Origin of the sequence: Actinomadura madurae, assembly GCF_047130825.1 — a bacterium.
Classification (GTDB): Bacteria; Actinomycetota; Actinomycetes; order Streptosporangiales; family Streptosporangiaceae; genus Spirillospora; species Spirillospora madurae.
Genome location: NZ_CP083237.1, coordinates 6,935,541 through 6,953,697 on the forward strand (window position 1 = coordinate 6,935,541; position 18,157 = coordinate 6,953,697).

Genomic DNA, 18,157 nt, shown 5'->3' on the forward strand with positions numbered 1-18,157 from the left:
AGACCTCGATGTCCGGTCGCAGTGCTGAAATGCTTGCGTCCAGCTTCACCTGCCGGGTAAAAGACGACCAGTGACCATTCAACACCTGTGGTCAAGCCTAGCCAAGATCACCTCAACCGGCCCCCACCGGTTAACTCCCCAGAGGATCCCCATGAGTGAGAATCGAGCGCGCATCTTCTTCGGCACCGAACTCCGCCGCATGCGGGAGCGGGCCGGGCTCACTGGCAAGGACCTGGCGGACGCGCTCGGCTGCACCCCCCAATGGATCAGCACCATGGAGAGCGGTCGCAAGGTCTCTGAACAGAGCGCCGAGGACCTCGACACCTATTTCAAGACCGACGGCCACTTCCACCGCCACTGGAAGCTCATCAAGGAGATCGAGGTCCAGTTTATCCTTCCGCCCGGCTTCCCCGAATACCTGGACTACGAGAGGAGGGCGACCTCGTACCGCATCTTCTGCGCGCTGCTCGTCAACGGTCTCTTTCAAACGGAGGACTACACTCGCTCCATCCTCACCATGAGCGATGGAATTAATATCTCGGAATTGACGGCGAAGCGTATGGAACGGCAAGAAGTTCTAACCCGTGAGAACCCGCCGCACACATGGATCGTTCTGGACGAGGCTGTTCTGCGTCGCACGGTGGGGAGCGCTGACATCATGCGCGAGCAGCTCAATTCGTTGCTCCACGCGTCTGAGCGGGTCAACACCATGGTGCAAGTCGTCCCAAATAGGGTGGGATATCACGCTGGGCTCGGCGGTAGCTTCACCATCCTGAGTTTTGACGACACGCCGGACCTCGCTTATACCGAGTCGGCGGGTGAGGGGCTCTTGATCGAGAGGCCTGCCAGAGTCAGAGACAAAGTCGTACGCTGGGACCTGCTCCGCGGCCATGCGCTCCCCATCGAGGAGTCACGGGCCATGATCAGGACGGTTATGGAGGGTCTATGAACGACGTGCTCCGTGTTCACTGGCGGAAGAGCGGCTACAGCGACCACGCGGGCGGCGATTGCGTCGAGGTGGCGGATTTTGCCTCCGCGATCGGTGTGCGTGACTCCAAGGATCCAGACGGTCCGAGGCTGACCCTTTCCCGGCAGGCCTGGGACGCTCTCACCATCGACATCAAGTCCGGCGCACGCGACCTGCCCTGACTGATGGAGAGCCTATGAAGGACTTGCTCGGCGTTCGCTGGCGGAAGAGCAGGTACAGCGGCCACAGCGGCGGCGATTGTGTCGAGGTGGCGGATCTTGCCGCCGCGATCGGGGTGCGTGACTCCAAGGATCCAGACGGGCCGAGGTTGACTCTTTCCAAGGCCGCTTGGGGCACCCTCACTGCCGACATCAAGTCCGGGGTCCGTGACCTGCCCTGACATGCTCATACCTGGGAGCCCTCGGCCAGATCGACGGTGGCCGAGGGCTCGTTTGTGCCGGGCTTACTTCGTGGTGATGTATTGGCGTGTGCTGGTCACGGTGAAGTGCAGTCGTGCGTCCAACGTGCGGGGCATGGCCTGTATCTCGCGCTGGTTCATGCGTTGGCCACGTAGTGGCATGAAGAAGGACTCGTGGTCGATGACGTGTCCACGGGCGGTGCCGCCGGCGACGTCCAGTGCCACCAGGGCGCCTGCCCCGCGCGGACCGCTGTACGGGAAAACGATCCAGCCGCCGTCGCCGGTCACGACCGCCACCCGGTCGCCGAATCCGGCGCGCTCCAGCGACCGCCGCGCCTCGTTCGCGAGCCGGGCGTCTATCTCCACAGTGGTCACCACCGCGCCGGCCTCGGCGAGCAGTGCCGCGTTGTAGCCCGTCCCGGTGCCGATCTCCAAGACGGCCATTCCCGGCGCCAGGTCCAGCGCTTCGATCATCCGCCGCATCAGCCACGGCGCTGTTGACGACGACGTCGGGAAATGCACGCCCCACTTGCCTGGATCGTCGTCGTCCACCTGAGTGACGACGCTCTCGTCCGCCGCGACCAGCCGCTCCCACGCCTCCGGATCGTCCGCCCTGTGCAGGGGAACGAGGTCCTCACCGTCTCCCGGAGCGATCCACACGACTTCGGAGATGAACAACCGCCGATCTACACCTTCCCCGTCCCCCGGCATGCCGAGCAGCTCACCTCGTCCTTCTTCCCGTGCTGCCACCGCTCAATTTTCCCCTGCCGTTGCAGACGGAGCAGTCCTCTTGTCTGCCGTGCTTTCCCACCGACGCCTTCTTGCTGAGAGTGCACGGATCATTGCTCTCAGTGGGAACGAATTTGGTGTTACGTCGGGGGGCCGGTGGCCGGGTCAGCCGGGGGCCTTGCGGCTCAGGTGCTCCCAGGCTCGGTATTCAGCCGTGCGGGCCTCGTCCATCTGCTGGACGAGATCGTAGGAGGCGCCGCCGACGATCAGGCGCAGCGGCGGCTCCGGCAGGTCGGCCAATTCCATGAGCACCGGGGCGGCGGTGCTCGGGTCGGGGCCGGCGTCGTCGCCCCACATCTCGGCGAGCCGGGCGCGCAGCGGCTCGTACTCCGGACGCGGCTCCGCCGTCGTGGTGCCGCGTGTGAACAGGTCCGTGCCGTACCCGCCGGGCTGGACGATCGTCACCTTGATCCCGAACGGCGCGACCTCCATCGCCAGCGCCTGGCCCAGCGAGTCGAGCGCGGACTTGCTCGCCGCGTAGAACCCGGCCGACGCGACCCCGCCGCCGGTCCCCATCGTGGTGACCTGCACGATATGGCCGGATCCCTGGGTGCGCAGGTGCGGCACCACGGCCTGGGTCACCCAGACCGCGCCGAAGAAGTTGACGTCGAACTGGGCGCGGATCTGCTCCTCGGTCGCCTCCTCCACCATGCCGAGCAGCATGGCGCCGGCGTTGTTGACCACGATGTCCAGCCGCCCGAACACCGCGGCCGCCTGATCCACCACCCTCAGCACGGCCTCCCGGTCGGTGACGTCCAGTGCCAGCCGGACGAGGCCGTCCGGGTGTGCGGCGGCGAGATCCGCGAGGGGGCCGAGGTCGCGCGCGGCGGCGACGACGCGGTCTCCGGCGGCGAGCGCCTCTTCCGCGAAGGCCCTGCCCAGGCCTCGCGAAGCGCCGGTGATGAACCACACTCGGGCTGTCGTCATGGGCTGCCCCTTCCTTGACTAGACGAGACGGTTCGTCTCGTTGCTCCGCCACCCTAGCGACCGGAGAGGCGATTGACAAGACGGACCGTCTCGTCTCGGATCGGTGGTAGGCTCCCGGGCGTGTCGCACCCCAGAAGGCCGGACCCCGCGCGGCGCAGCGAGCGGTCCCGGCGGGCCGTCCTGGCCGCCGCACGCGAACTGGTCACCGAGCTCGGGTACGCGAAGGTGTCGATCGAGGCCATCGCCGCCCGTGCCGGAGTGGGCAAGCAGACCATCTATCGCTGGTGGCCCTCCAAAGGCGCGGTGATCTTCGACTCGTTCCTGGAGCTGAGCGAGGGCGGGGACGGGGTGCGGCTGCCCGACACCGGTGACCTTGAGGCCGACCTCAAGACCGTCATGCGGGCGACCGTCGCCGAGTTCGCCGACCCGGCGTTCGAGGCGCCGATCAGAGCGCTCAACCTGGAGATCGTCGGTGACCCCGCGCTGGCCGCCCTCTACCGGGAGAAGCTCGCCGCCCCCGTCGACGAGGCCAAGAAGGAGCGGCTGCGCAGCGCCCAGCGCGCGGGCCAGCTGGCCGCCGACGCCGACCTCGACCTCGTGCTGGAGGTGCTCTACGCCCCGCTCCACCAGCGGTGGCTGCACCGCGCCGGACCGCTCACCCCGGAGTACGCCGACGCGCTCGTGGAGGCCGCTCTTCGCGCGTTCGCTCCCTGACGGCCGATCCGTGCGGCCATCCGAGTGACGCACGCCACCCCCGAACTGGGGTAGCAGGAGCGGTCTTACCGCCCGTGACCTGCCTCATGGGGTGGGGAGAGGGATCTCCATGTCCGGCAGGTCGTCCGGCTCGGGCTCGCGCCAGGCGTTCGACAGCAGGACGCTCAGGGAGAGCAGGTGCCAGCTCTGCCCGGGACGGCGCGGCGGCACCTCGGCCAGGCGCCGCTCCACCGCGCCGCGGTCGAGGATGGAGAACAGCTCGGGCGGCCCGTCCAGGATGTGCTCCCGGAACACGTCGGCCAGCTCAGGTCCGTACGACTTGCGCCAGTTGAACCCGGCGGCCGCGGTGCTCGGCGGGGTGGCGCGGCGCCGCCAGCCCGGCCGTTCGCGCAGCGACCTGGGGCCCTGCTCCTCGAACCGCCACCGCTTCCCGGCGAGCGGGACGTCCCGCAGCCGGGGCGCGAGCATCCCCAGGACGAGCGCGACCGGTTCCTCGCTCAGCCGCCACTCCACGGGCAGCGCCAGCGCTTCGCGCACCACCCGGTTGTCGAGGAAGGGGTGGTAGTAGGCCCAGTTCATGAGGGTCGCGGTGTGCGATCCGGCCAGCCAGCGGCCGGTCTTGTAGAACATGTGCAGCTTGTCGAGCACGTCGAGGCCGTCATGCTCGTACCGGGCGGCCCACTGGTCGTGACGGCGCCTGGCGTAGGCGTTGGCGTCCTCGGTGAGGAACTCGCTCTGCGCCAGGAAGATGGTGTCCAGCCTGCGGAGGACACCGTCACGGGACAGGTCGGCCTGGTCGGTGAGGAAGCCGCCGCGCAGCCGCTCCCCGCCGGAGCCGGAGGTGCGCGGCTCGGGATCGTAGGGCGCCCACCGGTTCACGTTCTCGTACGCCGAGTTCATGCCCTCGCACATGCGGACCAGGGCGTGGGCGCGCCGCAGCGGGTGCCGGACGACGACCGCGCCGGACCGCTGCCTGTCCAGCGTGACCTGGCACTCCACGTCCAGCGCCGCGGCCACCCGCCGCGCCAGCACGACGTCGGGGCTGCCGTCCAGGCCGTGGGTGGCGCCGAAGAACGGCACCCCGGCGGCGTGGCAGGCGGCGGCGATCAGGCGGCTGTCGCGTCCCCCGGACAGCGCCAGCCGCGCCGGGCGGTCGTGCCGGCCGAGCGGCTCCACCGCCGCCAGCAGCGCCTCGGCCAGCGGCTTCACCCGCGCGCGGGCCTCCCGGCGCCCGCGCGGCGCGGGCTCCTGGGCGGGCAGCGGGCGCGCGACGGTGCGCGGGTCGTGACCGCGCCGCGCGACGAGCGTGGCCGCGTTCGGGACCGCCCGCACGCCCTCGAACGGCGTCTCGTCGGAGACGAAGAACCCGTGCCGCACCATCGCCTGGAGCGCCATCACGTCGTAGGCGGGCGCCGGGCGGGCCAGGCCGGTCGCCGCCGCTCGCGCCGCCAGGTGGGCGAGCAGGGCGCGGGACGCGGCGAACCGCAGGCCGCCCGCCTCGGCGTGGTAGACGGGGCAGGCGCGGGTGATGGACGTGGCGGCCTCGAACCCGTCCGGACCGGCGCGGAACACCGAGAAGCAGCCGCCGAGGCCGTCGAGGCCGTCGCCGAGGGCGTCCATGCTCAGCAGCAGGTCGGCGTCGCCCTTGCCGCCCAGGTAGCCGCAGTAGGTCAGGGCGCGGTCGCCGGAGGTGAGGATCGGCTCCGGGAACGGCGCCCCGGACGGTTCGTTGGACCAGGCCAGCAGCGCGGTGCCGCGGTCGGGCGAGATCCACTCGGCGGGGCGCCGGCGGCCGGCGGGCGCGGGCACCGCCTGGTCGATGGCCCGCCGGGCTGTCGCCAGCACGGCGGGCGTGATCCGCTCGTCGGGATCGCGTGCGGAGACCACCAGGCAAGCGCGCATGGCCGGCACCCAACCATCACCCGGCGAACACCCGGTAAACGCCGGGCATACAGCCGTAAATCCCGCTAAATCGGGGGAGTGTGCCTAGCCGAGGGTGGCGAGGGCTTCGTCGAGGGCAGCGGGGAGGTCCAGGGACGGGTCCTCCGCCCAGCGGAGCATCAGGTCGAGCATGATGCCGAAGGCCGCGCCGGTGAGGGTGCGGACGTCGCCGGGGGCGCGGCCCTCCCGTTCGGCGAGGATGGCGGTCACCGTGCGCATCGTGTCGACGAAGTTGGCGAACGCGGCGCCGCGCAGCGCGGGGACCGACAGGATGAGGACGGCCCGGTCGCGTCCCGCGGCGAGGTCCTCGGGGGTTAACCCGCCGAGGACGTCCAGCATCGCGGCGCGCAGGGCCTGGACCGGGGTCAGTTCCGGCGGCTGGGCGCGCAGCGACGCGAAGAACAAGGGGTCGGCCTCGTCGCTGATGACGAGGTCCTCCTTGGTCGGGAAGTAGCGGAAGACGGTGGTGTGCGCGACCTCGGCGGCCTGCGCGATCTGCTCGACGGTCGTGGCCTCGTAGCCGCGCTCGCGGAACAGCCGCAGGGCCTCGCGCTGGATCGCGGCCCGGGTCCTCGCCTTCTTCAGCTCTCGCAGTCCCTGCTTCGGCGGCATCTCCGGCCCTTTCGCTACCTCGTCCCGACCGAGGAGCCTACTGTCACCTCCCCCGGGGCGTCTCGGAGCCGCTCGCCCTCCACGTCCACGTGCGGCAGGACGCGGGCGAGGCGGGCGGGCAGCCACCAGCCGGCGCGGCCGAGCAGCGCCATCACGGCGGGGACGATCGTCATCCGGACGACGAACGCGTCGAAGAGCACGGCGGCGGCCAGCGCGAAGCCGAACGACTGCACCATCGGCGTCGCGGACAGCAGGAACCCGGCGAACACGAAGATCATGATGATCGCGGCGGCGGTGACGACGCGGGAGCCGTGCGCCAGCCCGGCGACGGCGGCGCCGGTGGGGGAGGCGCCGCGGACGTGCTCCTCGCGCATCCGGGTGACGAGGAAGACCTGGTAGTCCATGGCCAGCCCGAACACCATGCCGATCAGCATGACCGGCAGCACGTTGACGATCACGCCGGACGCGTGGACGCCGAGCGGCCCCTCCAGCCGGCCCTCCTGGAACACGGCGACGACCGCGCCGAACGTGGCGGCGACGCTGAGCAGGAAGCCGAGCGTGGCCTTCAGCGGCACCAGGATCGAGCGGAACACCAGCGTCAGCAGCAGGAACGCGAGGCCGACGACGACCGCGAGGTAGGGGACGAGCGCGCCGGCGAGCTTCCCGGACGTGTCGATGTCGATCGCGGTCTGCCCGGTGACCGCGACGGACGCCCCGTCCCAGGAGCGGTCGCGGATGGTGTGGATGAGGTCCTCGGTGGCCTCGGCCGTCGGCCCGCCGTCGGGGACGACGCCGACCAGCGCGGTGTCGCCGGCGGGGTTCACCACGGGCGGGTCGACCGAGGCGACGCCGTCCAGGGCCGCGATCGTCGCAGCGACGCGCTCGGCGGCGGCCTTCGTGTCGTCCCCGGCCTGCACGACGAGGGTCAGCGGCCCGTTGATCCCGGGGCCGAACCCTTCCGCGAGCAGGTCGTAGGCCTGGCGCTGGGTCGTCCCGGGAGGGGCGGTGCCGTCGTCGGGCAGGCCGAGCCGCAGTCCGAGCGCGGGCGTCGCCGCCGCGAGCAGCCCCACCACGGCCACGATCAGCACCGGGACGGGGTGGGAGGTGACGAACCGTCCCCAGCGCAGCCCGGCGGAGGCGGCGGGACGGCGGCGGGCCCGCGCGCGGCGGCCCGCGAACCCGAGCAGGGCCGGGAGCAGCGTGAGGGCGACCAGCACCGCGACGGCCACGGTGAACGCGGCGGCGAGCCCGAGCCGGGTCAGGATGGGGATGTTCACGACGGCGAGCCCGGCCAGCGCGATGATGACGGTCAGGCCGGCGAACACCACGGCGGATCCCGCGGTGCCCGTGGCCCGGCCCGCCGCGTCGGCGGGCTCGCGGCCGTCCAGGACCTCCTCGCGGTAGCGGGAGATGATGAACAGCGCGTAGTCGATCGCGACGGCGAGGCCGAGCATGAGCGCGAGCGCCAGGGTCTCGGAACTCACCTCCGCGAACGCGGACGCGGTACCGATCGCCGACAGCCCGATGACGATCCCGGCGGCGGCCGTGAGCAGCGGCAGCCCGGCCGCGACGAGCGACCCGAGCGTGACCAGCAGGACGATCGCGGCGGCCACCACGCCGAGCAGCTCGCCCGCGCCCTCCTCCGGCGGTGCGACGGCGTCGCCGCTCATCTCCGTGCGCACGCCCGGGACGGCGGCGGCCTCGCGCAGCGCCTCGCGGTCCGCGCCGGTCAGCTCCTCGGCCGGGACGCGGTAGCCGACCTCCGCGAGCGCGATGCGGCCGTCGGCCGAGACGGTGTGCCGGGCGTAGGGGGAGGCGACCTCGGCGACCTTCGGCGCGGCCTCGATCCGGGCGACGGCCTGCTCGACGGCGGCCCGGGTCGCGGGAGCGGCCAGCGACCGTCCGGCCGGGACGGCGAACACGACGCGGGCGGACGCCCCGCCGGCGGCGGCCCGCGGGAACCGCTCCGCGACCAGGTCGTTCGCGCGCTGCGCCTCGGTGCCGGGGACCGAGAAGGTGTCCGGCGCCGGCTCCGACAGGAGGGCCGCGCCGGACACGGTCAGGACGAGCAGCCCCGCCCACAGCAGGACGACGAGCCCGCGCCGCCGGTAACAGAAGCGCCCGAGCCGGGCCAGGACGACCGCCACGACACCCACCGCCAATCGCTAGTCGAATAGGAAGTGTTAGTGAACTAGCGTAATTTGTCAATCGCTCCCGGAAACGCGAACGTGCCGCCCTTCCCGGGGAAGGGCGGCACGTTCGGTGCTGCGAGGAATCAGTCGGTGGCGTACGCGGCCGTCTCCGCGCCGGTGGTGACGCGGCGCAGCCCGGCGTTCTCGGGGAAGTCGTCCGCCCAGTGGCCCCGCCGCGCGCACCGGACGAGGGCATGCTGACGAAGGGCCGCGCGGGCCATATTCATCAACCTCCCTCGTCGCAGGAACGGCGTGCAGGCTACTGCGCCGGGATGTAGGGCGGCGCGACGCCCCAGCCCCAGTGCGGCATGGGCGCTTGCAGGGGCGGCTTCGCGTCCGGCTGGGAGTTGGCGAGCGCGATGCGCGTGCCCCACTCGATGTAGGACGCGAACGCGGCGCGGAACTCGGGGTCGTCCGGGAGGCCGGCCTCGTCGGCCGCGTCCATCAGCAGCGAGACCCAGCGGCGGCGCTGCGCCTCCGTGATGGCCTTGCCGAGGTGGTGCCGCACCATGTGGTGGTAGCCGCCGCGCTCCCGGCTGTAGCGCTCGGGACCGCGGAACACCTCACCGAGCCATGCGGCGACCCATTTCGGGTGGTCCGGGGCCATGTGCTCGAAGAGGGGGCGCAGCAGCTCGTCCTTGAGGACGTTCGTGTAGAAGACCTCGGTGAGCCGCTCCAGGGCCTCGCCGCCACCCGCCCAGTCGTACAGCGTTGGGACGGACGACCCAGCCCCGCGGACGGGTGTCAGCCCGTAGTGCCGCATCTCCTCGATTTGCTGGACGTACGGCTTGATCTCGGTGAAGAACGCCGGAAAGTGCTCGCCGCCCCGGAACCCCCGCATGTGGTCGTCGGCGGACGTCCAGCAGATGCGCAGGATGTAGGAGGACGGCTCGTCGGCGCACCTCGACAGCTCGTAGTCCACGCACTGGGGTGCGGCGGCGAGCGGCACGGAAGCGCGTGCGTAGGCGGCCTCGAACTCCTCCGCGTCCTGCGGGTCGATGCGGTAGCGGATGTACTCGACGATCATGACGGCCCCCACGATGCCTCCGGTCGGGTGATCACTGTAATCCTGTAATCACCCGACCGGAAGCCGGTGGCTCAGTCCGCGGGGGCGGAGGACCGGCGGAGCCAGCCGACCACGCCGGCCGCCGCCGCCAGGACCAGCGCGATCAGGCCGATCCACAGCCAGCCCGACGAGCCGCCCGAATCCTCCGAGGACGCGGCCTTCGTCGTGGACGGGGCCGGCGCGGCGGGCTGCGCGCCGCCCGCCGACCCCCGCACGGTGAACGTGTAGGAGCCGCTCACCGGGTGGCCGTCCGCCGACACGACCCGCCAGCCCACCGTGTACTCGCCGTTGGGCAGCGCTCCGGTGACCGCCTGCGTGACCTTGTTGTCGACCGCGCGGGGCGGCCCCGCCTGGTACTGCCGCTCCGCGGTGTCCGTCAGCACGACGCGCGGCAGCCGGATCGGATCGGAGTAGGTGAGGACGATCTCGGACGGCGCCGCGACCGTCGCGTCCTTCGCCGGGCTGGCGCCGGTGAGCGCGGCGTGCGCCGAGGCGGGGGGCGCGGTCAGCGCGAGCACCGTCCCGACGGCCGCGGCGCCCGCGGCGACCCGGAGCGCTGCCCGCGTCATGCCCGGCTCCGCGCCCTGGTCACGCCGTACGCGCCGACGCCGATGCCGATCACGCCCACCGCGATGCCGACGCCGCCGAGCAGCCGCGCCGTCCCGTCATCGGCGGACGCCGCGGACTCGCTCGCCGAGACGGGCTTCACCTGGGCGCTCAGGCCGGTTCCGGTCGTGCTGCCCTCGGGGAGCAGCTTCAGCACCGGCGAGGGGTGCTCCGGCTCCGCCGCGCCCTCGGCCGGGGGCTCCTCCCACTTGACGACCTCGCCGCCCGAGTAGGTCTGGTCGGCCTTGAAGACGAGCTGGTCGGTGTCGGTGGGCAGCGGGCCGAGCGAGACGTCGAACTCCTGGAACTGCCCCGGCTCGATCTCGCCCCCCGACCAGGTGATCTCGGTGATCGCCTCGGTCAGCTCGCCGCCGTGCGACTGGATCGGCTTCGCGAGCTTGGACTTCTTCGTCTTCACCGTCCAGCCGGGGGTCGGGCGGACCGACACCGACGCCAGCGGATGGTCGGCCGGCAGGTGCACCACGAGCTTGGTCGTGGACGCGTCGTCGCGCTCGTTCGGCACGCGGAACGAGACCTTGGCGTACGAGCCCTGCTCGGCCGCCTTCGGGTTGACGGTGACGTGCGCGGACGCGGCCGTGGCGAGCCCGATCACGGCCATGGAGGCGAGCGACGCGACGGCGCCGGCGCGCCGGGCGCCTGGAAGGAAACGCATGGAGGAACTCCGTTCGAGTCGTACGGGAAAGGCCGAACGCGCGGGAAACGGCGTCCGGTGACGTACTGCGCTCGGGCTCAGAGGTGAGCGAGCGCCCTCGAACGCGGCGGGGGACCCCGCCGGACCACCTGGTGCCGCAGGGCCCGCCCGGTGGAGGTGACGCCGGCCGGCGCGGGCGTCGCCCGGCGGGGACGCGCCGGCGGCTCGGCCGGCTCGACGGCGAGGAGGGCCAGGAACAGCCTGATCGGACGGTTCGCCAGCGCGGCGACCTGCCGCGCCAGCGCCCACGCGGCCCGCTCGCCGCGGCGCAGCCACCAGGCCGCGACCAGCGCGGCCACGCAGTGCGCGAGCGTCATCGCGAGGCCGTTCTCCGCGCCGCCCCGGGTGGCTCCGTCCGCCATCGCGGCGTGCGTCTCCGGCGTGTGATGGCCCATCGGGCCGGACGCGGCGGCGAAGAGCGTGTGCAGCGCGAACTGCCCGCCGAGCAGCCCGCCGAAGATCGTCGCCAGCGAGCGCTCGTGGCCCGCCAGCACCGCCGTCACGCCGAGCACCGCCGCGAACCCCGCCATCGCCGACCAGACCGGGACCGGCGCCCCGCTCGCCAGGACGTGCCCGAGGGTCGCCAGCGTGACGCACACGGTGGCGAACACCACCGCGCGCGCGGTCCTGAACAGCGGCTGCGAGGCGGGCGGGGACATGGCGCCACCCATCGTCCCACCCCGGGCCGGGGTCGCGCACCCGACCCTGGCGAATCCGCGACACACCCAACATCTTGGGGTTGTGCAAAGATCGTCGACTACATGTAGGGTTCAATCCCGTGCTGGTACGCCCCCGCCGCTCGCGCGGCGGGGGCGTCGCAAGAGGGAACCCGGTGTGAGTCCGGGACTGCCCCGCAGCGGTGAGCGGGAACGACCGCCGTCATCACGCACTGGGCCGCACGGCCTGGGAAGCGACGGCCAGTAGGACGCCTTTCGAGGCGGCGCCCGCGAGTCCGAAGACCTGCCCGCACGACCGCTTCGGGGGTCCGGGGTCGACCCCCGGATCACCACGTCCAGGCCTCGCGGGTGGGCCGGGGACGGAGCGCGGCATGCCGCCGCGTCCCGTTCGCATGCCTCCGCGAGGCGGCTTGCGAGGGGAGATGCACGTGACACAGGCTCTGGCCGCGCCGCCTTCGGCGCGGATCGTCGCCGAGGTCGAGGCGGCCTGCGACGGGGTGCCCGGCGTGGACGCCGGGCGGCTGTCGGCCGCCGCCCGGGCCGGGGACAACGGCGACGCGGGCGCGCTGCGGGACCTGGCGATCGGCGAGGCCGCCGCCCTGGTGCCCGCCGAACCCGGATACTCCAGGGTCGCCGCCCGGCTCCTCGGCGGCCGGATCCGGGACGAGGCCGCGTCCGCGGGCGTCCGGACGTTCGCCGAGTCGGTCGCCGCCGCGCACCGGGAGGGCCTCCTGGCGGAGGCTCCGGCCGCGTTCGTCGCCGCCCACGCGTCCGACCTCGACGCCCTGGTCGACGAGTCCGCCGATGACCGGTTCGAGTACTTCGGGCTCCGGACGCTCTACGACCGGTATCTGCTGCGGCATCCGCGGTCGCGGCTCGTGCTGGAGCGCCCGCAGCACTTCTTCCTGCGGGTCGCCTGCGGCCTGTCCGAGAGCGTCGAGGAGGTCGCGGAGCTGTACGGGCTGCTCAGCACGCTGTCGTACCTGCCCAGCTCGCCGACGCTGTTCAACTCCGCGGCCCGCCGCCCGCAGCTGTCGTCCTGCTTCCTGCTCGACTCGCCGCGCGACGAGCTGGAATCGATCTACGAGCGGTACGGGCAGATCGCGCGGCTCAGCAAGTACGCGGGCGGCATCGGCGTCTCGTGGACGAAGGTGCGGTCGCGCGGCTCTCTGATCCGCGGGACGAACGGGTACGCCAACGGGATCGTCCCGTGGCTGCGCACGCTCGACGCGTCCGTCGCCGCCGTCAACCAGGGCGGCCGCCGCAAGGGCGCGGCCTGCGTCTACCTGGAGCCGTGGCACGCCGACGTCGAGGAGTTCCTGGAGCTGCGCGACAACACGGGCGAGGACGCGCGCCGCACCCACAACCTGAACCTGGCCAACTGGATCCCGGACGAGTTCATGCGCCGCGTCGAGGCCGACGCGACGTGGTCGCTGTTCGACCCGAAGGAGGTCCCCGAGCTGGCCGACCTCTGGGGCGATGCGTTCGACGAGGCGTACCGGGCGGCGGAGAAGGCGGGGCGGTTCGTCCGGCAGATCCCGGCCCGCAAGCTGTACGGCCGGATGATGCGGACGCTCGCCGAGACGGGCAACGGGTGGATGACGTTCAAGGACGCCGCCAACCGCGCCTGCAACCAGACCGCCGAGCCCGGCCAGACCGTCCACCTGTCCAACCTGTGCACGGAGATCCTGGAGGTGACCGCGGACGGGGAGGCGGCCGTCTGCAACCTCGGCTCGGTGAACCTGGCCGCGCACGTGGACGCGTCCGGGATCGACTGGGAGCGGCTCCGCTCGACCGTGCGCACCGCCGTCCGGTTCCTGGACCGCACCATCGACAGGGGCTTCTACCCCACGCCGGAGGCGGAGAAGGCCAACCGCAAGTGGCGGCCGGTCGGCCTCGGCGTGATGGGCCTGGCGGACGTGTTCTTCACGCTCCGCCTGCCGTTCGACTCGGCCGAGGCGCGCGAGCTGTCCACGCGGATCGCGGAGGAGATCGCGCTGGCCGCCTACCACGCGTCCGCCGACCTCGCCGCCCTGCACGGACCGCTGCCCGCCTACGGCATGACGCGGACGGCCCGCGGCCAGTTGCACCCGGACCATTTCCCGGACGCGGCACCGTCCCGTCCGGACGCCTGGGAGGCGCTCCGCGCGCGCGTCGCCGACGTGGGGCTCCGCAACTCGCTGCTGATCGCGATCGCCCCGACGGCCACGATCGCGTCCATCGCGGGCTGCTACGAGTGCATCGAGCCGCAGGTGTCCAACCTGTTCAAGCGCGAGACCCTCTCCGGGGAGTTCCTGCAGATCAACCGCTACCTGGTGGACGACCTGAAGTCGCTCGGGCTGTGGACGCCCGCCGTACGGGAGGCGATCAAGAAGGCGAACGGCTCCGTCCAGGGCCTGCTCGACCTGCCGGACGAGATGCGCGCCCTCTACCGGACGGCCTGGGAGCTGCCGCAGAAGGCCCTGATCGACATGGCCGCCGGCCGCACCCCCTACATCGACCAGGCGCACTCGCTGAACCTGTTCATGGAGACGCCGACGATCGGCAAGCTCTCCTCGATGTACGCGTACGCGTGGCGCAGCGGGCTCAAGACCACCTACTACCTGCGGTCCCGTCCGGCGACGCGGATCGCGCAGACGACGGTCGCCGCGGCCGTCTGCTCCCTGGAGAACCCGGAGACGTGCGAGGCGTGCCAGTGAACGAGCGAGCGATGCTGCTGGACCCGGGCATGGACCTGACCCTGCGTCCCATGCGCTACCCCGACTTCTACGAGCGGTACCGGGCCGCGATCCGCAACACGTGGACGGTCGAGGAGGTCGACCTCGCGACCGACCTCGCCGACCTGGCGCGCCTGACGCCCGCCGAGCTGCACCTGGTCAACCGGCTGGTCGCGTTCTTCGCCACCGGCGACTCGATCGTGGCGAACAACCTCGTGCTCAACCTGTACAAGCACGTCAACGCGCCCGAGGCCCGGCTCTACCTGTCGCGGCAGCTCTTCGAGGAGGCCGTCCACGTCCAGTTCTACCTGACCCTGCTGGACACCTATCTGCCCGACCAGGACGAACGGGCCAAGGCGTTCGCGGCCATCGAGCACATCCCGTCCATCCGGTCCAAGGCGCGGTTCTGCTTCCGCTGGATCGACTCGCTCGGCGCCCTGGACGAACTCCGCACCGCCGACGACCGCCGGGCGTTCCTGCTGAACCTCATCTGCTTCGCGGCCTGCATCGAGGGGCTGTTCTTCTACGGCGCCTTCGCCTACGTGTACTGGCTGCGGTCGCGAGGCCTGCTGAACGGCCTCGCGTCGGGGACGAACTGGGTCTTCCGCGACGAGTCCATGCACATGGAGTTCGCGTTCTCCGTGGTCGACACCGTCCGGGCCGAGGAACCCGAGCTCTTCGACGCGGACCTCACGGCCCAGGTCACCACGATGCTGGAGGAGGCCGTCCAGGCGGAGTTCGACTTCGCCCGCGACCTCTGCGGCGACGGCCTGCCCGGGATGAGCGCCGGCGACATGCGCGCCTACCTCGAATACGTCGCCGACCAGCGCCTCGTCCGCCTCGGGCTCCCGCCCCGCTACGGCACCGCGAACCCGTTCGCCTTCATGGAGTTGCAGGACGTCCAGGAGCTGTCCAACTTCTTCGAGCGCCGGGTCTCGGCCTACCAGATCGGGGTGGAGGGCAGTGTGACCCTCGACGAGGCGTTCTGACGAACTTCCCTGCCGGGACGCGCGTTGAACTGGGAGACGCTAGGCGGAGGAGAGAGAACGTGGCTTCAGTCATAGACCGGATCATGAAGTTCGTCCGGGGCCCGCAGGGGCAGAAGGCCCGCGCGAAGGCGGAGCAGGTCGCGCACAGCCCGCAGGCACAGAAGGCGCGGGCCAAGGCGGAGCAGTTCGCCCACGGCCCGCAGGGCCAGAAGGCGCGGGCGAAGGCGGAGCAGCTGGCCCGAAGTCCGCAGGCACAGAAGGCTCGGGCGCGGGCGGAGCGGTTCATCAACGACCCCCGCAACCAGGAGAAGGCCCGCAGCCTCCTCTCGCGTCTCCGCGGAAGCCCCCGCCGTTGACCGTTCGGAAACGTCTCCTCGCGGCACGTTCCGAACTTTCCGAAGTGGGCACGCGTTGAACTGTCAAGGCTAGGCCGAGGAGGAAGAACATGGCTTCTCTCATCGACCGGATCAAGCGGTTCATGCGGAGCCCGCAAGGGCAGAAGGCGCGGGCGAGGGCGGAGCGGCTCGCCCGGGACCCGCGTACCCAGGCCAAGGCGCGCGGGCTGCTGGCCCGCGTACGCGGCGGCCGCCGGCACTGACGCGCACGACGGCCCGCCCCACACCGGGACGGGCCGTCCAGCGCGCGCTTGTTGCTTGCTGGACGTAACTGCAACTTGTTTGCAATAGTGGCGGCATGGCTGAGTACACGCTGCCCGACCTGCCGTACGACTACGCCGCCCTGGAGCCGGCGATCACCGGTGAGATCCTGGAGCTGCACCACTCCAAGCACCATGCCGCCTACGTGAAGGGCGCCAACGACACGCTGGAGAGGCTCGCCGAGGCGCGCGACAAGGAGCGGTTCGGCGGGCTGGTCGGCCTGGAGAAGACGTTCGCGTTCAACCTGTCCGGGCACGTCCTGCACTCGATCTTCTGGGACAACCTGTCGCCGGACGGCGGCGACCGTCCCGGCGGGGAGCTCGCGGCGGCCATCAACGAGCACTTCGGGACGTTCGAGGCGTTCCAGCGGCAGCTCACGGCGGCGACGTCCACGGTGCAGGGGTCCGGGTGGGGCGTCCTCGCGTGGGAGCCCCTGGGCAGGCGGCTGATCGTCGAGCAGGTCTACGACCACCACGGCAACGTCGGCATGAACACGGCACCGCTGCTGGTCTTCGACGCCTGGGAGCACGCCTATTACCTGCAGTACCGCAACGTGCGTCCCGACTACGTCGAGAAGCTCTGGTCCCTTGTGAACTGGACGGACGTGACCGCGCGATTCGACGCGGCCCGCGCGTCCTGAGAACGGCGGCGTCCTCGCGGGCGCCGCTCGGGGGCGGCGTTCACCTGGCCGGGATCGTGCTCAGAACCTTTCCTCGCGGCCTGGTGAACGCCGCTTCTCCGGACGCCCCTAGTCTGCTGCCCATGACCGGCGAGTACCTGCACTGGGAGACCGTCCCGACGCGGTGGAAGGACAACGACGTCTACGGGCACGTCAACAACGTCGTCCACTACTCGCTGATGGACACCGTCATCAACGCGTGGATGATCCGGACCGCCGGCTTCGACCCGGCGACCTCCGGGGCCATCGGGCTCTGCGTCGAGTCGCACTGCGAGTACAAGGCCGAGGTCTCGTTCCCGGACGCGATCCGGGTCGGGCTCCGCGTCGGGAGGCTCGGCCGCTCCAGCGTGCGCTGGGAGGTCGGCATGTTCCGCGACTCGGACGGCGCGCCCGTCGCCGAGGGGCACTTCGTGCACGTCTTCGTCGACCGGCACACCCGCCGCCCGGCCGAGATCACCGGAAACCTCCGCGCCGAGATGGAGAAGATCCTGGCGCCGGGCGCCTGACCGGTCATCGGAAGCCGTACGAGCCCACCTCGTCCAGCATGGTCAGCTCCGGCGGGTCCTCGCAGAACTCGTCCAGGGCCGCGCGGTAGCGCTGGAAGGCCTCCAGCGGGCGCAGTACCTCGGGCCCGTCCATCTCCGCGAACGCCACGAACGTGACCTTGTCGTCGAGCTGGTAGGACGCGTACCGCAGCCTCTCCGGCCGCACCCGGTCCAGCTCCGCGTAGACCTCGCGCAGCAGTTCCAGGCTGCGCTCCACATGCTCGGCCCCGACCTTGCTCCGGATCATCACGTGCATCACGGCCTCCTTTCATGCAACAGCCTGTATTTCGAAAGACGAACTGTCAACTCAATTAGGTATCCTGGCGGCATGGTGCGCAAGTACGAGCAGCGCCTCCGCGCGGAGGCCGCCCAGGAGACCCGCCGGCGCATCCTGGACGCCGTCTGCGCGCGCCTGCGCGAGGCCCCGTCGGAGCCCGTCAGCATCGACCGGATCGCACGCCTCGCCCGCGTGGCGCGGCCGACCGTCTACCAGGTCTTCGGCTCGCGCGCCGGTCTCTTCGAGGCGGTCGGCGCCGACCTCCTCGACCGCGGCGGCTTCCAGGACATGCTCCGCGCGTCCGCGCATCCCGACGCCCGCGAAGCCCTCCGTGGCGGCATCCGCGGCGTCGTCGCCATGTACGCGACCCACCGCGACGTTCTGCGCGCCCTGCACTCGATGGCGATGCTGGACGCCGCGGCGGTCGGCGGCGCCGTCCAGCGCTTGGAGGCCCGCCGCGCCCGGGGCATGGCCCAGACGGCCGAGCGCCTGTCCGCCGCGAACGCCCTGCGCCCCGACGTCACCCCCGCCGAAGCCACCGACGTCCTCTGCCTCCTGACGAGCTTCGACGGCTTCGACCACCTCCACACCGCCCGCTCCCGGCCCCCCGAAGACGTCGCCCGGCTCCTCATCGAGACCGCCGAACGCACTCTCCTCTCCTGACAGGTCGAGC

General features: G+C 71.6%; 22 protein-coding genes and 1 riboswitch. Of the genes, 11 read left to right on the forward strand and 11 right to left on the reverse strand.

What is annotated here, in order from left to right:
- The first annotated feature begins 151 nt into the window (after nt 1-151).
- Genes K8Z49_RS31805 through K8Z49_RS31815 form a run of 3 tightly spaced genes read left to right on the forward strand, consistent with a single transcriptional unit; the run spans nt 152 to nt 1,367 of the window.
- On the forward strand, nt 152-949 hold the full coding sequence (locus K8Z49_RS31805) for a helix-turn-helix domain-containing protein (RefSeq protein WP_412515928.1): 798 nt from the start codon (nt 152-154) through the stop codon (nt 947-949).
- A complete protein-coding gene (locus K8Z49_RS31810) occupies nt 946-1,149 on the forward strand; it encodes a DUF397 domain-containing protein (RefSeq protein WP_412515929.1) in 204 nt (67 codons plus the stop codon). Before K8Z49_RS31805 ends, K8Z49_RS31810 begins: the two co-directional genes overlap by 4 nt.
- Before the next feature lie 14 nt (nt 1,150-1,163).
- The gene (locus tag K8Z49_RS31815; protein WP_412515930.1) at nt 1,164-1,367 is read left to right on the forward strand and encodes a DUF397 domain-containing protein; all 204 of its coding nucleotides are present in this window, start codon (nt 1,164-1,166) and stop codon (nt 1,365-1,367) included.
- A 63-nt stretch (nt 1,368-1,430) separates the two neighbouring features.
- On the opposite strand, the gene K8Z49_RS31820 is transcribed toward K8Z49_RS31815, so the two are convergent.
- Together K8Z49_RS31820 and K8Z49_RS31825 are read right to left on the reverse strand one after the other, a co-directional pair.
- Nucleotides 1,431-2,096: an rRNA adenine N-6-methyltransferase family protein gene (locus tag K8Z49_RS31820; RefSeq protein ID WP_412515931.1), complete on the reverse strand. Its 666-nt coding sequence runs from the start codon at nt 2,094-2,096 to the stop codon at nt 1,431-1,433.
- 183 nt (nt 2,097-2,279) lie between these two features.
- A complete protein-coding gene (locus tag K8Z49_RS31825; protein WP_024935831.1) occupies nt 2,280-3,101 on the reverse strand; it encodes an SDR family NAD(P)-dependent oxidoreductase in 822 nt (273 codons plus the stop codon).
- Between the two features lie 120 nt (nt 3,102-3,221).
- Here K8Z49_RS31825 and K8Z49_RS31830 point away from each other — a divergent pair, with 120 nt between their 5' ends.
- Nucleotides 3,222-3,815, forward strand: a complete 594-nt coding sequence (locus K8Z49_RS31830; protein WP_075021265.1) for a TetR/AcrR family transcriptional regulator — start codon at nt 3,222-3,224, stop codon at nt 3,813-3,815.
- 84 nt (nt 3,816-3,899) lie between these two features.
- On the opposite strand, the gene K8Z49_RS31835 is transcribed toward K8Z49_RS31830, so the two are convergent.
- From K8Z49_RS31835 to K8Z49_RS31870, 8 genes are all read right to left on the reverse strand, one after another.
- Nucleotides 3,900-5,717: an asparagine synthase-related protein gene (locus tag K8Z49_RS31835; RefSeq protein WP_412515932.1), complete on the reverse strand. Its 1,818-nt coding sequence runs from the start codon at nt 5,715-5,717 to the stop codon at nt 3,900-3,902.
- Nucleotides 5,718-5,801: 84 nt separating this feature from the next.
- On the reverse strand, nt 5,802-6,368 hold the full coding sequence (locus K8Z49_RS31840; RefSeq protein ID WP_412515933.1) for a TetR/AcrR family transcriptional regulator: 567 nt from the start codon (nt 6,366-6,368) through the stop codon (nt 5,802-5,804).
- 14 nt (nt 6,369-6,382) lie between these two features.
- Nucleotides 6,383-8,524, reverse strand: a complete 2,142-nt coding sequence (locus K8Z49_RS31845) for an MMPL family transporter (protein ID WP_412515934.1) — start codon at nt 8,522-8,524, stop codon at nt 6,383-6,385.
- A 119-nt stretch (nt 8,525-8,643) separates the two neighbouring features.
- Entirely contained in the window at nt 8,644-8,787 is a 144-nt protein-coding gene (locus K8Z49_RS31850) for a hypothetical protein (RefSeq protein ID WP_412515935.1), read from the reverse strand.
- 32 nt (nt 8,788-8,819) lie between these two features.
- Nucleotides 8,820-9,599 carry a group II truncated hemoglobin gene (locus K8Z49_RS31855; RefSeq protein WP_412515936.1) on the reverse strand — a complete coding sequence of 260 codons (780 nt, stop codon included), beginning with the start codon at nt 9,597-9,599 and terminating at the stop codon, nt 8,820-8,822.
- A gap of 59 nt (nt 9,600-9,658) precedes the next feature.
- Entirely contained in the window at nt 9,659-10,195 is a 537-nt protein-coding gene (locus tag K8Z49_RS31860) for a copper resistance protein CopC (RefSeq protein ID WP_412515937.1), read from the reverse strand.
- The gene (locus K8Z49_RS31865; protein ID WP_412515938.1) at nt 10,192-10,905 is read right to left on the reverse strand and encodes a YcnI family protein; all 714 of its coding nucleotides are present in this window, start codon (nt 10,903-10,905) and stop codon (nt 10,192-10,194) included. Before K8Z49_RS31865 ends, K8Z49_RS31860 begins: the two co-directional genes overlap by 4 nt.
- Before the next feature lie 77 nt (nt 10,906-10,982).
- Nucleotides 10,983-11,615, reverse strand: coding sequence for a hypothetical protein (locus K8Z49_RS31870; protein WP_143118431.1), 633 nt, complete (start codon nt 11,613-11,615; stop codon nt 10,983-10,985).
- 148 nt (nt 11,616-11,763) lie between these two features.
- A riboswitch (cobalamin riboswitch) is annotated at nt 11,764-11,906 on the forward strand.
- Nucleotides 11,907-12,043: 137 nt separating this feature from the next.
- Between K8Z49_RS31870 and K8Z49_RS31875 the strand changes: the two genes are divergently transcribed.
- From K8Z49_RS31875 to K8Z49_RS31900, 6 genes are all read left to right on the forward strand, one after another.
- Nucleotides 12,044-14,320, forward strand: coding sequence for a ribonucleoside-diphosphate reductase subunit alpha (locus K8Z49_RS31875; protein WP_412515939.1), 2,277 nt, complete (start codon nt 12,044-12,046; stop codon nt 14,318-14,320).
- Nucleotides 14,317-15,327, forward strand: a complete 1,011-nt coding sequence (locus K8Z49_RS31880; protein WP_235206476.1) for a ribonucleotide-diphosphate reductase subunit beta — start codon at nt 14,317-14,319, stop codon at nt 15,325-15,327. Before K8Z49_RS31875 ends, K8Z49_RS31880 begins: the two co-directional genes overlap by 4 nt.
- 59 nt (nt 15,328-15,386) lie before the next feature.
- The gene (locus K8Z49_RS31885; protein ID WP_143118430.1) at nt 15,387-15,683 is read left to right on the forward strand and encodes a hypothetical protein; all 297 of its coding nucleotides are present in this window, start codon (nt 15,387-15,389) and stop codon (nt 15,681-15,683) included.
- Between the two features lie 89 nt (nt 15,684-15,772).
- Nucleotides 15,773-15,925 carry a hypothetical protein gene (locus K8Z49_RS31890; protein ID WP_021595277.1) on the forward strand — a complete coding sequence of 51 codons (153 nt, stop codon included), beginning with the start codon at nt 15,773-15,775 and terminating at the stop codon, nt 15,923-15,925.
- 95 nt (nt 15,926-16,020) lie between these two features.
- Nucleotides 16,021-16,623, forward strand: coding sequence for a superoxide dismutase (locus tag K8Z49_RS31895; RefSeq protein ID WP_021595276.1), 603 nt, complete (start codon nt 16,021-16,023; stop codon nt 16,621-16,623).
- Nucleotides 16,624-16,745: 122 nt separating this feature from the next.
- The gene (locus K8Z49_RS31900) at nt 16,746-17,168 is read left to right on the forward strand and encodes an acyl-CoA thioesterase (RefSeq protein WP_075021259.1); all 423 of its coding nucleotides are present in this window, start codon (nt 16,746-16,748) and stop codon (nt 17,166-17,168) included.
- A gap of 4 nt (nt 17,169-17,172) precedes the next feature.
- Here the strand turns inward: K8Z49_RS31900 and K8Z49_RS31905 are convergent, their stop codons facing one another.
- The gene (locus K8Z49_RS31905; RefSeq protein ID WP_075021258.1) at nt 17,173-17,463 is read right to left on the reverse strand and encodes a hypothetical protein; all 291 of its coding nucleotides are present in this window, start codon (nt 17,461-17,463) and stop codon (nt 17,173-17,175) included.
- A 72-nt stretch (nt 17,464-17,535) separates the two neighbouring features.
- Between K8Z49_RS31905 and K8Z49_RS31910 the strand changes: the two genes are divergently transcribed.
- Complete coding sequence (locus K8Z49_RS31910) at nt 17,536-18,147, forward strand: TetR/AcrR family transcriptional regulator (RefSeq protein WP_021595273.1); 612 nt, start codon at nt 17,536-17,538, stop codon at nt 18,145-18,147.
- Nucleotides 18,148-18,157 lie beyond the last annotated feature (10 nt).